This window comes from Micromonospora sp. NPDC049101 (assembly GCF_040648675.1).
In the GTDB taxonomy this organism is placed as follows: Bacteria; Actinomycetota; Actinomycetes; order Mycobacteriales; family Micromonosporaceae; genus Micromonospora.
This window is the reverse complement of the sequence record NZ_JBEZED010000009.1, coordinates 69,765-83,724: the sequence shown is the minus strand read 5'-3', so window position 1 is coordinate 83,724 and position 13,960 is coordinate 69,765. Positions and strand designations below refer to the sequence as shown.

The 13,960-nt window shown below is 72.3% G+C and carries 12 protein-coding genes; 5 read left to right on the top strand and 7 right to left on the bottom strand.

The features are described from left to right. Window positions 1-48: 48 nt before the first annotated feature. From AB0B57_RS14660 to pgsA, 3 genes are read right to left on the bottom strand one after another with little or no spacing between them, the layout of a single operon-like run. Complete coding sequence (locus AB0B57_RS14660) at window positions 49-1,209, bottom strand: glycosyltransferase family 4 protein (protein ID WP_357069143.1); 1,161 nt, start codon at window positions 1,207-1,209, stop codon at window positions 49-51. Window positions 1,210-1,267: 58 nt separating this feature from the next. Beyond that, the gene (locus tag AB0B57_RS14655) at window positions 1,268-2,200 is read right to left on the bottom strand and encodes a phosphatidylinositol mannoside acyltransferase (RefSeq protein WP_357069141.1); all 933 of its coding nucleotides are present in this window, start codon (window positions 2,198-2,200) and stop codon (window positions 1,268-1,270) included. 46 nt (window positions 2,201-2,246) lie between these two features. Beyond that, complete coding sequence (pgsA, locus tag AB0B57_RS14650; protein ID WP_357069139.1) at window positions 2,247-2,876, bottom strand: phosphatidylinositol phosphate synthase; 630 nt, start codon at window positions 2,874-2,876, stop codon at window positions 2,247-2,249. 250 nt (window positions 2,877-3,126) lie between these two features. Between pgsA and AB0B57_RS14645 the strand changes: the two genes are divergently transcribed. Beyond that, entirely contained in the window at window positions 3,127-5,283 is a 2,157-nt protein-coding gene (locus AB0B57_RS14645) for an elongation factor G-like protein EF-G2 (RefSeq protein ID WP_357069137.1), read from the top strand. Window positions 5,284-5,637: 354 nt separating this feature from the next. On the opposite strand, the gene AB0B57_RS14640 is transcribed toward AB0B57_RS14645, so the two are convergent. Further along, window positions 5,638-6,696 carry an aldo/keto reductase gene (locus tag AB0B57_RS14640; protein WP_357069135.1) on the bottom strand — a complete coding sequence of 353 codons (1,059 nt, stop codon included), beginning with the start codon at window positions 6,694-6,696 and terminating at the stop codon, window positions 5,638-5,640. Between the two features lie 98 nt (window positions 6,697-6,794). Between AB0B57_RS14640 and AB0B57_RS14635 the strand changes: the two genes are divergently transcribed. Continuing rightward, a complete protein-coding gene (locus tag AB0B57_RS14635; protein WP_357069133.1) occupies window positions 6,795-7,277 on the top strand; it encodes a hypothetical protein in 483 nt (160 codons plus the stop codon). 48 nt (window positions 7,278-7,325) lie between these two features. Here AB0B57_RS14635 and AB0B57_RS14630 read toward each other — a convergent pair whose 3' ends face one another. After that, complete coding sequence (locus tag AB0B57_RS14630) at window positions 7,326-7,838, bottom strand: HIT domain-containing protein (RefSeq protein WP_357069442.1); 513 nt, start codon at window positions 7,836-7,838, stop codon at window positions 7,326-7,328. Window positions 7,839-8,015: 177 nt separating this feature from the next. Between AB0B57_RS14630 and AB0B57_RS14625 the strand changes: the two genes are divergently transcribed. Continuing rightward, the gene (locus AB0B57_RS14625) at window positions 8,016-8,744 is read left to right on the top strand and encodes a D-Ala-D-Ala carboxypeptidase family metallohydrolase (RefSeq protein WP_357069131.1); all 729 of its coding nucleotides are present in this window, start codon (window positions 8,016-8,018) and stop codon (window positions 8,742-8,744) included. A gap of 153 nt (window positions 8,745-8,897) precedes the next feature. Here AB0B57_RS14625 and thrS read toward each other — a convergent pair whose 3' ends face one another. Next, the gene (gene thrS / locus AB0B57_RS14620; RefSeq protein ID WP_357069130.1) at window positions 8,898-10,907 is read right to left on the bottom strand and encodes a threonine--tRNA ligase; all 2,010 of its coding nucleotides are present in this window, start codon (window positions 10,905-10,907) and stop codon (window positions 8,898-8,900) included. A gap of 189 nt (window positions 10,908-11,096) precedes the next feature. Between thrS and AB0B57_RS14615 the strand changes: the two genes are divergently transcribed. Beyond that, entirely contained in the window at window positions 11,097-12,083 is a 987-nt protein-coding gene (locus AB0B57_RS14615) for a DUF1775 domain-containing protein (RefSeq protein ID WP_357069128.1), read from the top strand. A 192-nt stretch (window positions 12,084-12,275) separates the two neighbouring features. On the opposite strand, the gene AB0B57_RS14610 is transcribed toward AB0B57_RS14615, so the two are convergent. Further along, complete coding sequence (locus AB0B57_RS14610; protein ID WP_357069126.1) at window positions 12,276-13,196, bottom strand: ADP-ribosylglycohydrolase family protein; 921 nt, start codon at window positions 13,194-13,196, stop codon at window positions 12,276-12,278. 73 nt (window positions 13,197-13,269) lie between these two features. Between AB0B57_RS14610 and AB0B57_RS14605 the strand changes: the two genes are divergently transcribed. Continuing rightward, window positions 13,270-13,959: a response regulator transcription factor gene (locus tag AB0B57_RS14605; protein WP_030489108.1), complete on the top strand. Its 690-nt coding sequence runs from the start codon at window positions 13,270-13,272 to the stop codon at window positions 13,957-13,959. The last annotated feature ends 1 nt before the right edge of the window (window position 13,960 follow it).

Below are 13,960 nucleotides of genomic sequence, written 5' to 3'. Positions count from 1 at the left end.
GCCACGCCTGTCACTCCGGTCGTCGTCCGCACCATGCGTCACACCGGCTCAGCCCAGCCCCACCCACTCCTGGTCGATGACCCGCCCGTCGGTTGCCTCGATCGCCGCTGCGTACACCTCCAGAACGCGGCGAGCAACCACCGGCCAGTCGAAATTCGCCACCACCTGATCGCCGCACGCGCTCAGCGTGGCCCGCCCGGCCGGGTCGTCCAGCAACTCGGTCACCGCGTCGCGCAGCCCCACCGGGTCACCTGTGGGAAAGAGCCGACCGGCGCGCCCGCCGTCGAGCACCCGCCGGAACGCGTCCAGGTCGCTGGCGATCACCGTGGTGCCCGCGGCCAACGCCTCGGTGAGGATCATGCCGAACGACTCGCCGCCGGTGTTCGGTGCCACGTAGAGGTGCACACTGCGCAGCATCCGCGCCTTGTCCGGTTCGGTGACCAGGCCGAGGAACGTGACCCGCTCGTGCAGCTCGGCCGGGAACTGGTCGTACAGGTCGTCGGGGTCCCCCGGGCCGGCGACGAGCAACCGCAGCCCGGGCCGGGTGGCGGCCAACGCCACGAACGCGTCGCGCAGCACCGGGAAGCCCTTGCGCGTCTCGGTGAACCGGCCCAGGAAGCCCAGGGTGCCGCCGGTGCCCGGGGCACACTCCCCCGGCCAGCCCGACAACGGCTCGGCGTCGGCGAACTTGGCCACCGCCACCCCGTTGGGGATCTCCACCGCCCCGCCGTCCATGTGCTCGACCTGCACCTTGCGGGCCAGCGCACTGACCGCGATCCGGGCGGTGATCCGCTCCAACACGATCTGGAGGACACCCTGCGCGGCGGCGAGGACCCGGGACCGGGTCATCGCGGTGTGGAACGTGGCCACCACCGGGCCGCGCGCGGAGAGCACGGCCAACAGCGACAGGCTCAGCGTGAGCGGCTCGTGCACGTGCAGCACGTCGAAGTCGCCGTTGATGATCCAACGCCTGACCCGGGCGGTGGAGACCGGCCCGAACGCGATCCGGGCCACCGAGCCGTTGTACGGCAGCGGCACGGCACGACCGGCGGACACCACGTACTCCGGCAGCGGCGAGTCCTCGTCGGCCGGTGCGAGCACGCTGACCTCGTGGCCGAGCGCGATCAGCGCCTCGGCCAGGTCCATCACATGGTTCTGCACCCCACCGGGGACATCGAAGGAGTACGGGCACACGATGCCGATCCGCATGCGTCAGCGCCTCCCGCCCACGACCGCGGAACACCGTCCCACCGTGCCCCCCACCTCCTCAGGCCCGATCGGGGGCCGACGAGGGCAGCGCCGTGCCGTCCCCCGACCCCCGCTGGTCCAGCCACATCCGCTGCAACATGTGCCAGTCTTCCGGATGCCGGGCGATGCCCGCCGCCAGACCGTCGGCGATCAGCTGGGTCAGCGACCGGACCCGCTGGTCAAGGGGCCCCGCCTCGGGCACCGGCACCGGCAGCGGGCCGGCGAGCGACGCACACGCCGCATCCGATTCGTACCACATCGAGGCCACGTAGAGCGGCGCACCGGTCTGCAGGGCGAGCAGCGCCGGCCCGCCCGGCATGCGGGTCTTCCCGCCGAAGAAGTCCACCTCCACGCCGCGGGCGGAGAGATCCCGGTCGGCCAGCAACGGCACCACCGCACCGGCACGTAGGCGTTCCAGCAGCACGTCGAACGCCGGACGCGGCCCGCCGTGGGTCGGCAGGATCTCCATCCCCAGACCCGCCCGGAAGGCCATGAAACGCTTGTACACGCCGTCCGGTTTGAGCCGTTCCATCACCGTGGTGATCGGCCAGCCGTTGGTCGCCACCCAGGCGCCCGCAGCGTCCCAGTTACCGGCGTGCGGCAGCGCCACCACGGCGCCCCGGCCGGCGGCCACGTCGGCGGCGAGCAACTCCGCGCCGTCGATTCGGAAGCCGGCCATGATCTGCGCCCGGCTCAACGCGGGCAGCCGGAACGCCTCCATCCAGTACCTGGCGTACGAGCGGAGCCCGCGCTTGACGAGATCGTCCAGCTCGGCCTCGGGCAGCTCCGGCCCGACCACCCGGCGCAGGTTCGCGCGCAGTCGGGCCGTACTCCCGCCGGGGCGGCGGTGGGCGCGGTCGGCGCCCGCCTGGAACGCCGCCGCCACCAGCGGCCGGGGTAGCGCGCGGACCACCCGCCACCCGGCGACGTAGCCCAGCTCGGTGAGGTTCACGCGGCCCGGCCGCCGGTCGTCCGGCGCCGGGCCGTCGACGGGCCGCTCACGCCTGGCCGTCCGGCTGGAGCTGCTGGGCCTGGCGGTAGACGTGCGCCATCCGCTGCCCCACCGTGAAGATCGACACCGCGGCGAGCAGCCAGAGTGCGATCTCCAGGGCATGATCGACACCGACGCCGGTGAGGATCCCGCCGACCCCGACGATGAGCAGCCGCTCGGTGCGTTCGGCGATGCCCACGTTGCAGGTCATGCCGAGCCCCTCGGCGCGGGCCTTGACGTAGGAGACGAGGCCACCGACGGCCAGGCAGACCAGCGCGGCGGCCACCCCGGAGTGGTCACCCTGGGTGGCCAGCCAGTACGCGACCGCGCCGAAGACGGCGCTGTCGGCGACCCGGTCCATGCTTGAGTCGAGGAACGCGCCGAACTTGGTGGAGCCGCCGCTCATCCGGGCCATCGTCCCGTCGAGCAGGTCGGTGAGCGCGAAAAGGGTCACGATCAACGCGCCCGCGACCAGATGGCCGCGGGCACCGAAGCCGAGCGCGCCGACGAGCACACCAACGGTGCCCGCGACGGTGACGGCATTGGGGGTTACGCCCGCGCGCAGCAGGGCACGGGCGATCGGCTCGACGACGCGGGTCATCCCCGCGCGGGCCGACACTTGGAAGATCTTCGCCATGGCGGTCCCCACGATAACGGTCCGCCCAGGTCCGCCGATACGGCCGCCCCTCCGACCCGCCCGGGAGAGGCTTGTGCCTACCCGACAACGGGTGTGAGATCGAGCCGGAGGGTGAGCCAGCTCACCCGTCCGCCCGTCCCGTTCCCGTTGTCCAGCAGACCACCGGAGGATACTGCCGCGCACTCGCCCCGGGCCGCTTCCACCTCGCGCGGCAGTCGCCACCCACCACCGGCTGAGGGAGGTGCGCCCCATGGCGCAGAAAAGTCAGGAGAAGGGTTCCACCGGCGGCACGCCGGTGGTGACCGAACCCGAACGGGTTCGCAACGTGGTGCTCGTCGGGCACTCCGGAGCGGGCAAGACGACACTTGTCGAGGCCCTGCTCGCGGCCACCGGCACGATCGGCCGGGCCGGCGCCGTGGTCGACGGCACCACGGTCGGCGACCACGACCCCGCGGCGGTCCGCCAACAGCGCTCGGTGAGCCTGTCCTGCGCACCGCTGCTGCACAACGGCATCAAGGTCAACCTGCTGGACACCCCCGGGTACGCCGACTTCGTCGGTGAGCTGCGCGCCGGGCTGCGGGCCGCCGACGCCGCGCTCTTCGTCGTCTCCGCGGCGGGCGGCATGGACGCGGCCACCGTCGCCCTGTGGGAGGAGTGCGCGGCGGTCGACCTGCCCCGCGCGGTCGCGGTGTCCCGCCTGGATCAGCCCCGCGCCGACGTCGACGAGACGGTAGCGCTCTGCCAACGCCTCTTCGGCGACAACGTGATGCCCCTCTACCTGCCGATGTTCGGCGACGACGGGGTGTCCACCGAGGGTCTGCTCGGCCTGATCACCCGCCGGGTCTTCGACTACTCCGCCGGGCTGCCCGCCGACGTCCGCGATCCCGACCCGGAGCACCAGCGGGCCATCGACGAGTCCCGCGACGAGCTGATCGAGGGGATCATCGCCGAGAGCGAGGACGAGACCCTCATGGACCGCTACCTCGACGGTGAGGAGATCAGCGACGAGGTGCTCATCGACGACCTGGAGAAGGCCGTCGCCCGGGGGCACTTCTACCCGGTGGTGCCGGTCTGTGCCGAGACCGGGGTCGGGCTGGACGTGCTGCTGGAGGTGCTGACGGCCGCGTTCCCGTCGCCGCTGGAGCACGAGCTGCCGGCGGTCACCGGCGTGGACGGCTCGCCCCGCCCGCCGCTGACCTGCGACCCGGACGGGCCGCTCGTCGCCGAGGTCGTCAAGACCACCGTCGACCGGCACGTCGGGCGGGTCTCCCTGGTCCGGGTCTTCTCCGGCACGCTGCGCCCCGAACAGACCGTGCACATCTGCGGGCACGGGATGGCCGAACGCGGCCACCCCGACCACGACGCCGACGAGCGGGTCGGGCACATCTACACGCCGCTGGGCGCCACCCTGCGGGAGGTGCCGTTCTGCGTGGCCGGCGACATCTGCGCGATCACCAAGTCGGGCACCGCCGAGACCGGCGACACCGTCTCGGCCAAGGACGAGCCGCTGCTGATCGCCCCCTGGGAGATGCCGGAGCCGCTGCTGCCGGTGGCGGTCGTCGCCCGCAGCCGCGCCGACGAGGACGCCCTGGCCCGCAACCTGGCCCGGCTGGTCGCCGGTGACCCCACCCTGCGGCTGGAGCGCAACCCGGAGACCCACCAGCTGGTGCTCTGGTGCATGGGCGAGGCGCACGCCGACGTGGTGCTCGACCGACTGCGCGTCGGCGGCGTCGAGCTGGACACCGAGCCGGTCAAGGTGTCGCTGCGCGAGACGCTGACGGTGCCCGCGAAGGGGCACGGCCGGCACGTGAAGCAGTCCGGCGGGCACGGCCAGTACGCGGTCTGCGACATCGAGGTCGAGCCCCTGCCCCAGGGCAGCGGCTTCGAGTTCGTCGACCGGGTCGTCGGCGGCGCGGTGCCGCACAACTACATCCCGTCGGTGGAGAAGGGCGTCCGCGCCCAACTCGAGCGCGGCCTGGTCGCCGGCCACCCGGTGGTGGACCTGCGGGTGACCCTGGTCGACGGCAAGGCGCACAGCGTCGACTCCTCCGACGCGGCCTTCCAGACCGCCGGCGCGCTGGCCCTACGCGACGCCGCCGACCGTGGTCAGCCGGCGCTGCTGGAGCCGATCGACGAGGTCACCATCCGGGTATCGGACGGCTCGGTGGGCGCCGTGCTGGGCGATCTGTCCGGCCGCCGTGGCCGGGTGCTCGGCACCGAACCGGACCCGGACACCGAGGGCCGCACCCTCGTCCGTGCCGAGGTGCCGGCCACCGAGCTGCTGCGTTACGCCGTCGAGCTGCGCTCCATGACTGCCGGCACCGGCACCTTCCGCCGCCACTTCGTGCGCCACGACACCATGCCCGCGCACCTGGCCGACCAGATCCGCAAGGAACAAACCCCGTAACCCCGGCCGTCCCGGGCCCTTTGCTCTGCTTCACTCGACGCGACGAGAACAGCGTCATGGTTGTCGCACTCGTCGAAGCAGAGCAAAGGGCGAACAACTACCCCGGCCAACCCAACTCCCCAGCGCACCTGATCGACGACCCCGACCCTGAGCCCCCGACCCGACCCGACCCGGCTCGGGCCCGGCCCGGCCCGGCCCGACTCGCGCGTCGATCATGGAGTTGCGGTGGGCAGAAGATGCTAGTTATGCCTGATTCAAGGGGAACCACAACTCCATGATCGACACTGACTAGCGGCGCAGTGCGGGCATGGACGGGCATGGGGCGGTCGGGCATGGGCGGGGTGGGGGGTTTGGTCAGGGGTGGATGGTGGGGTGCGTGGAAGAGGGCCGGTGGGGGCGGTCGGCGTCGCGGAGGGCTGCGGTGCGCAGGGCCGCCAGTTGGCGTTCCACCTCGACGAACTGGTCCGCCGGCAACGGGCCCCGGTGCAGCGCGGCGGCGTTCTCCTCGACCTGGGCCACCGTACGGCAGCCGGGGATCGGGATGGTGCGACCGCTGCGGGCCCAGATCCAGCCCAGCGCCCCCTGGGCGAGGGTACGCCCGTCGGCGGTGAGCGCGGCGCGAACCGCGCCGACCCGGCGCAGCCACTCTGGCGCCGGCCGGCCACCACGGAACCATTCCAACCAGCCGGGGGCCAACCCGCGTACGTCGTCGTGGGGCAGCACCGACCCGGCCGAGTACTTGCCGGTGAGCAGCCCCATCCCCAGCGGGCCTCGGTTGACGCTGGCCAGGTCGTACTTGTCGCAGACGGCGAGCAGCTCCGGGGCGTCCCGCAGCACCGACAGGGTGTGCTGCACCGCGGTGGCGCCGGCCGCGGCGTGACCGAACGCGGTGGCCCGGTCGGGGCGGTCGGTGCTCCATCCGTACGCCCGGATCAGGCCCTCGGCGACCAGGTCCTCGCAGGTCCCGATCAGTGCCTGCGCCCGCGGCACCGACAGGTCGGCCAGGTGCAGCTGGTGGAGGTCGATCCGGTCGGTGCCGAGCCGACGCAGGGAAGCCGTCACGGCCCTGCGCAGGTACGCGGGCGACGCGTCCTCGCCGGTGGCCTGCCGGCTGGCCTCGTCGAAGGTGTAACCCCACTTGGTGGCGATCACGGCGTCGTCGCGGCGGCCGGCGAGCGCTCGGCCGAGCACCCGCTCACCGTGCCCGGCACCGTACGTGTCGGCGGTGTCGAAGAGGGTGATGCCCAGATCGAGCGCCCGGCGTACCGCCCGCACCGACTCGTCGTCGTCGACCGCGCCCCAGCCCAGCGGTTGGGCGCCCTCTGCCCAGGGGCCGCCGATCGCCCAGCACCCCATGCCGAGGGCGCTGACCTCGATGCCGCTGCGCCCCAACGTCCGTGTCGTGACTGCCATCGGCCGATCGTGCCACCTCGGGAGGGCCGGGGCGTAGCAGATCCGGCGGCGGACACGCGGGTGCCCGGCGACGGTCGGGGTGCGGCATGATCGGCGCCATGCGACGGCTGGGTGTGGATATCGGCGGCGTGCTCATCGAGCCGGCCGACGACGACGCGGACACGTCGTTCTTCGGCGCGCACTACCTGCGTACCCCCGCCGTCGCCGGGGCGTTCGACGCGCTCGCCGCGCTCGGTCCGGCGTTCGACGAGGTGCACCTGGTGTCCACGTGCGGCGCGTCCACCGAGCGGCGCACCCGGGAGTGGCTGGCCCACCACGACTTTCCGGCGCGCACCGGCATCGGAGTGCAGCGGGTGCACTTCTGCCGCACCCGACCGGACAAGGCACCGATCGCCCGGCGACTCGGGCTGACCCACTTCGTGGACGACAAGCTGGAGGTGCTCGGCTATCTCGACTCGGTGCCGCACCGCTTCCTGTTCCGGCCCCGGCCGGCGGAGGTCGCCGCACACGCCGCGCTGCTGCCCCGCGTACACCGGGTGGAGACCTGGCCGGAGCTGACCACGCTGCTGCGCGCCGACTAGCAGGCCCGGCGCGGACGCCCGCGCGGTCGGACGCCGCACGGCCGGCGGTCAGGACGCCCAGGCGCGGGCGAGCAGGTCGCGGGTGTCGCCGAGCAGTTGCGGCAGGACCTTCGTGCGGCCGATCACCGGCATGAAGTTGGCGTCGCCGCCCCACCGGGGCACCACGTGTTGGTGCAGGTGCGCGGCGATGCCGGCGCCGGCCACGCCGCCCTGGTTCATGCCCAGGTTGAAGCCGTGCGCGTTGCTCACCTTGCGGATCACCCGCATCGCGGTCTGGGTGTACGACGCCAGCTCGGTCGTCTCCGGGACGTCGAGGTCGGTGTAGTCGGCGACGTGCCGGTAGGGGCAGACCAGCAGGTGCCCGGGATTGTACGGATAGAGGTTGAGCACCACGAAGACGTGCTCACCGCGGGCCACCACCAGGCTCTCCTCCGGCGGCAGGTTGGGTGCCCGGCAGAAGGGGCAGCCGGTGGGCTTCTCGTAGCCCTCGGCCGGGCGGTCCTCGCCGGATATGTAGGTCATCCGGTGTGGCGTCCAGAGCCGATCGAGGCCGTCCGCCATGCCGCCGATGTCCGTGTGCCGTTCCGCCCCTGTCACGAGCCGATCCTACGGAGCCGCCCGGTCGGGCCGCGACACCCGCCGTCGGGAAAACTCGTTGCCGCACATTCTTGACGGATGATCGCCAAAGCCTGAAAGATCCATCCATCTACAAGCATGCATGCATCGATGGAGGGCTTCATGATCCAACGGCTCGGCCGGCTCCTCGCGGCACTTGCGCTGACGGCCGCCACCACAGTGGCCGGCGTCACCCTCACCGCCGGTGCGGCTCAGGCGGACGGTTGCTACACCTGGGGTCGAGCCCTGTCCCAGGGAGCGTCCGGCGAAGACGTCCGGCAACTCCAGATCCGGGTGGCCGGCTACCCCGGCTACGGTGCCGTGCTCACCATCGACGGCGCGTTCGGCCCGGCCACCCGTTCGGCGGTGATCCGCTTCCAGCAGGCGTACGGCCTGTCCGCGGACGGCATCGCCGGCGCGCAGACGTTCAACCGGCTCTACGCCCTGCAGGACGACGACTGCACGCCGGCCAACTTCAGCTACGCCGAGTTGAACAAGTGCAACAGCGACTGGTCCGGTGGCGCGGTCGCGGCGAGCACCGCGCGGGCCAACGCGCTCGTCTCGATGTGGAAACTCCAGGCCCTGCGGCACGCCCTCGGTGACGTGCCCATCTCGATCAGCAGCAGCTTCCGCAGTTACGCCTGCAACAGCGCGGTCGGCGGGGCGTCGAACAGCCGGCACCTGTACGGAGACGCGGTGGACCTGGTCGGGTCACCGTCGTTCTGCCGACTGGCGCAGCAGGCCCGCTACCACGGCTTCGGACAGATCCTCGGCCCCGGCTACCCGGACCACAACGACCACACCCACGTCGCGGCGGTCGGGGGCTGGTCGGCACCGAGCTGCGGCATCTGACCCGCCGGCGCCGCCGCCGGGCGCCGCCGCCGGGCAAAGATCGCGCTCGAACATGGAAGTAGTGGCCTCCCACACGAGGGAGGCCACTACTTCCTGGATCGAGCACGATCAAGCGGCAGGGCCACGCACGACCGCGACGAGCCGGCGCGGGTGTTACTCCGCGGCGGCCGAGGGGCCGACGTTGCTGCGGGAGCTGACCACGTCCAGGACGTGGGTCACCGCCTCGGCGATCGGCACCCCGTTGCGCTGGGAGCCGTCGCGGTAGCGGAAGGACACCGTGCCGGCGGCCACGTCGTCGTCACCGGCGATCACCATGAACGGGATCTTCTGCTGTTGGGCCGTACGGATCTTCTTCTGCATCCGGTCGTCACCCGCGTCCACCTGGGCCCGGATGCCCTCGGCGCGCAGTGCCGCGACGAAGCCGTGCAGATAGTCGGTGTGGTCCTCACGGATCGGGATGCCCACCACCTGCACCGGCGCCAGCCAGGCCGGGAACGCGCCCGCGTAGTGCTCGGTGAGCACCCCGAAGAACCGCTCGATCGACCCGAACAGCGCCCGGTGGATCATCACGGGCCGTTGCCGGCTGCCGTCGGCCGCCTGGTACTCCAGGCCGAACCGCTCCGGCTGGTTGAAGTCGACCTGAAGGGTGGACAACTGCCACGTCCGGCCGATCGCGTCCCGCGCCTGCACGGAGATCTTCGGCCCGTAGAACGCCGCGCCGCCCGGGTCGGGCACCAGGTCCAGGCCGGAGGTCTCGGCGGCGGTGCGCAGCGCCTCGGTGGCCTCCGCCCAGTCCTCCGCGGCGCCGATGAACTTGGGCGAGTCGTCCCGGGTCGACAACTCCAGGTAGAAGTCGTCCAGGCCGTAGTCGCGCAGCAGGTCGAGCACGAAGCTGAGCAGCGTGGACAGCTCGTCGGCCATCTGCTCGCGGGTGCAGTAGATGTGCGAGTCGTCCTGGGTCAGGCCACGCACCCGGGTCAGGCCGTGCATCACACCGGACTTCTCGTACCGGTAGACGGTGCCGAACTCGAACATCCGCAGCGGCAGCTCCCGGTACGACCGCCCGCGCGCCCTGAAGATCAGGTTGTGCATCGGGCAGTTCATCGCCTTGAGGTAGTAGTCCGCGCCCTCCAACTGCATGGGCGGGAACATGGTGTCCGCGTAGTACGGCAGGTGACCGGAGGTGTGGAACAGCTGCGCCTTGGTGATGTGCGGGCTGTTGACGAACTCGTACCCCGCCTCCTCGTGCCGCCGCCGCGAGTAGTGCTCCATCTCGCGGCGGATGATGCCGCCCTTGGGGTGGAAGACCGCAAGGCCCGAGCCGATCTCGTCGGGAAAGCTGAACAGGTCCAGGTCCGCGCCGAGCTTGCGGTGGTCGCGCCGGGCGGCCTCCTCCAACAGCTTCAGGTACGCCTTGAGCTCGTCTCGGGTCGGCCACGCGGTGCCGTACACCCGCTGTAGTTGGGGGTTCTTCTCCGACCCGCGCCAGTACGCGGCGGCCGAGCGCATCAACTTGAACGCGCCGATCAGGCGGGTGGTCGGCAGGTGGGGCCCCCGGCACAGGTCCGACCAGCAGACCTTGTCCTCCTTGGCGTCGAGGTTGTCGTAGATGGTCAGCTCGCCGCCGCCCACCTCCATCACCTCGTCGGTGTCCAGGCCCTCGCCCTTGACCTCGATCAACTCCAGCTTGAACGGCTCGTCGGCCAGCTCGGCGCGCGCCTCGTCCAGGCTGCCGAAGCGGCGGCGACGGAACCGCTGCCCGGACTTGATGATCTCCTGCATGCGCTTCTCGAGCTTGCTGAGGTCATCGGGCTGGAACGGCTTGTCGACGTCGAAGTCGTAGTAGAAGCCGTTCTCGATGGGCGGCCCGATGCCCAGCTTGGCCTCGGGGAAGATGTCCTGCACGGCCTGGGCGAGCACGTGCGCGGTGGAGTGGCGCAGCACGGTGAGCCCGTCCGGCGAGTCCAGGCTGACCGGCTCGACGACGGTCTCCTCGGTTGGCGCCCAGTCCAGGTCGCGCAGCTGACCCTGCGGGTCGCGGACCACGACGATCGCCTTGGGGCCGTTCGCGGGCAGTCCGGCCGCGGCCACCGCGTCGGCCGCCGTGGTCCCGGCGGCGACGACGACGGGGTCGGCCACGGCGGGGGTACGGGGTGCGGACACGGTGACTCCTCCAAGCGGTACGAAACGGTGCCGATCCTCGGCTCCTGCCGATGCTATCGGTCCACCCACCCACGGTCGGGAACGGCACCTTCCTGTCGGTTGGCGTTGAACCTTTCGTGCCCCGGAGCCGAACTAGAGGGTGTGGTCGGAAACCGGTGCCGGTCGCGTCGACAGGGATGGGGGCACAAGATGACGAGCACGCACGGCGGTGGACGTCGGCGGCGGATCGGGGCGGTGACCGCGCTCGCCGCGGCCGGGTTGCTGCTCTGGCCCGGTACGGCGCAGGCCGTGGACGTGACGACCACCCCGACCGAGGCACGGCAGGGCGACGCCGTACGTCTGGAGTTCACCGTGCCGGAGGAGCGGGCCGGCACGAGGACCAACCAGATCGAGGTGCGGTTGCCCGCCGACGCGCCGATCGCCGAGGTCTACCCGATGTCGGTGAACGGTTGGGCACCCAAGATCAGCTCGCGCACGCTGGACAAGCCGGTGGCCGGTATCCACTCCTCCGGGGTGAGCACGGTGACCACGGCGGTGACCTGGGTCCGGGTCGGCGAGAGCGACCCCGGGCCGGCCCGGCTGGCGCTGTCCATGGGCCCGCTGCCCCAGGCGGAGCGGCTCACCTTCGAGGTCGTCCAGACGTACGCCGATGGCACGGTGGTCCGGTGGGCCGACGCCGCAGGTCCGCACCGGGCCCCGGCGCTCAACCTGCTGCCGGCGGCACCCGGTGCGGCGGGTCCGGCCGCCCACGGCGGGCACGGCGGCCCGGCCGCCGGCGCGCCAGCCGCGGACGGCGGTGTCGACGCCCCGGCCGCCGATGCGGGCGGCGCCGACGAGGAGTCCGGCAACGCCGACGGGATGCTGGCCGCCGGCCTGCTGGCCGGGCTGGGCGGCGGTGCGGCGATCGGCTGGCTGGTCAGCCGGTGGCGCCGACGCGACCCGGCCGAGGCCGCCGCGCTCGCCGAGGTCACCGGCGGCCCGGACGAGGACGAGGCCGCCACCCTCGCCGAGATCACCGGCCGCGCGGACGACACCGCGACGCCCGCCAAGAAGACCAGCCGCGCGAACGAGCCGGCGACCCCCACCACGATCACCAGCCGCGTGAACGACACCGCGACGCCGGCCGACCGCCAGCCCGCCGATCCTCAGCCCGCCGTTCCCGCAGCATCGAGGTGATCCACTCGGGTTCCCGGAAACCGTGGCATCCAGGCCGCACGGACAGCCCGATGTGGCGCTGATCCACTCGGCTTTCCGGAAACCGTGGCATCCGAGCCGCGCGGAGGCCCCGACTTGCGGGAAGCCGAGTTGACCTTGGGGCAGGGCGTCCAGCGCAGCACGGCTAGCACGGGCACAGGGCCGCCCGGGTGGTCAGGCTGCCCAGGTGGGTAGCGGTTCGCGGGCGGACAGCCACGACTCGGGTACGCCGCCGGGGGTGCCGACACCCGTGTACGCCGCCACGATCGCTCCGGCGATGGCGGCGGTGGTGTCCAGGTCACCGCCGGCCTGGACGCACCTCTGGATCGTCGCCGGGTAGTCGTCGAGGTGGGTGGCGGCAACCCAGAGGGTGAAACCGACGGTGTCCTGGGCGGTCACCCGGGAGCCGTTGCCGAGTTCGGCCACCACCCGATCCAGTGGCCGGCCGAGCAGCCCCGCTGCCCGGCTCACACTCCGGTGCACCTCGGTGCCCGGGTCCAGCGCGGCGGCGATCCCGGCGAGCAGTCGTTCCGGGGCCGGCCGATGGCCGTCGAGCCGGGCCCGGGCGGCCAGCGCGGCGGCGACGGCCACCGCGACCGCACCGGCGATTCCCTCCGGATGCGCGTGCGTCACCTCGGCCGAGGCGCGGGCCTGCGCCGCGGCACGCGCGGTCGAGTCGGCGAAGTACGCGCCAAGCGGGCCGACCCGCATCGCCGCGCCGTTGCCGCAGGAGCCCTGGCCGTCGAAGGCGGAGGCGGCGGCCAGCGGCCACGGGGTGCCGGTGCGGATCAGCCGCAGGATCGTCATCGCGCCAACGCCGTAGCCCCGGCGCGGAGAACACCGCCCGGCGAAGGCCAGGGCCAGCCGGTCGGGGTTGATGCCGCCGGAGTGGGCCAGTTCGGCGAGGACCGAGCAGGCCATCTCGGTGTCGTCGGTCCACTCCCAGGGGGCCGGCGGCAGTGCGCCCCCGGCGAGATCCGGGGGCCCAGCCCTCGGCAGGAAGAACTGTGCGCCGAGCGCGTCGCCGGTGGAGAGACCGGCGAGGCTGTCCCGGGCGAGCGCCAGGCGGGCATCGGCGAACAGGGTGAACGACATCGTCGTACCAGCTTGCCCCCTCGCCAGGCACGTCGCAACGCGATCAACTTGCCAGGCCAAGTACGGTCTTGTCGTGGCCTCCGTGCTCCTGGTCGAAGACGATCACGTCGTACGCGGTGCGATGCTGCGGTCCCTCACCGACCGGGGGCATGCCGTGCACGCCGTGGGTACGGCGTTGGACGCGTTGCGCCGGGTCGCTGCGGAGACACCCGACCTGGTGGTGCTCGACCTGGGCCTGCCGGACCTGGACGGCTCGGACGCGCTGCGGATGCTGCGCGGCATCACCGACGTCCCGATCATCATCGCGACCGCGCGGGACGACGAGCAGTCGGTGGTCAAGCTGCTGCGTGCCGGCGCGGACGACTACATGGTCAAGCCGTTCACCGGGGCGCACCTGGACGCGCGGATCACCACCGTGCTGCGCCGGGCCGGACGGGCCAGTCGGACGGTGCAGCCGGCGGTGCACAGCGTCGGCGGGCTCCGGGTGGACGTGGGCGAGCGCAGCGCCCAACTCGACGGGGAGCCGCTGGCGCTGACCCGTAAGGAATTCGACCTGCTGGCGTATCTCGCCGCACGACCCGGGCGGGTAGTGTCCCGCCGGGAACTCTTGGAGGAGGTATGGCGGCAGCCATCGGTCGGCGAGGATCAGACCATCGACGTTCACCTGTACTGGCTCCGCAGAAAGATGGGCGAGTCCGCGGCGAAGCCGCGCTACCTGCGCACCGTGCGGGGGGTCGGGTTCCGGCTGGTGGCACCGGACTGAG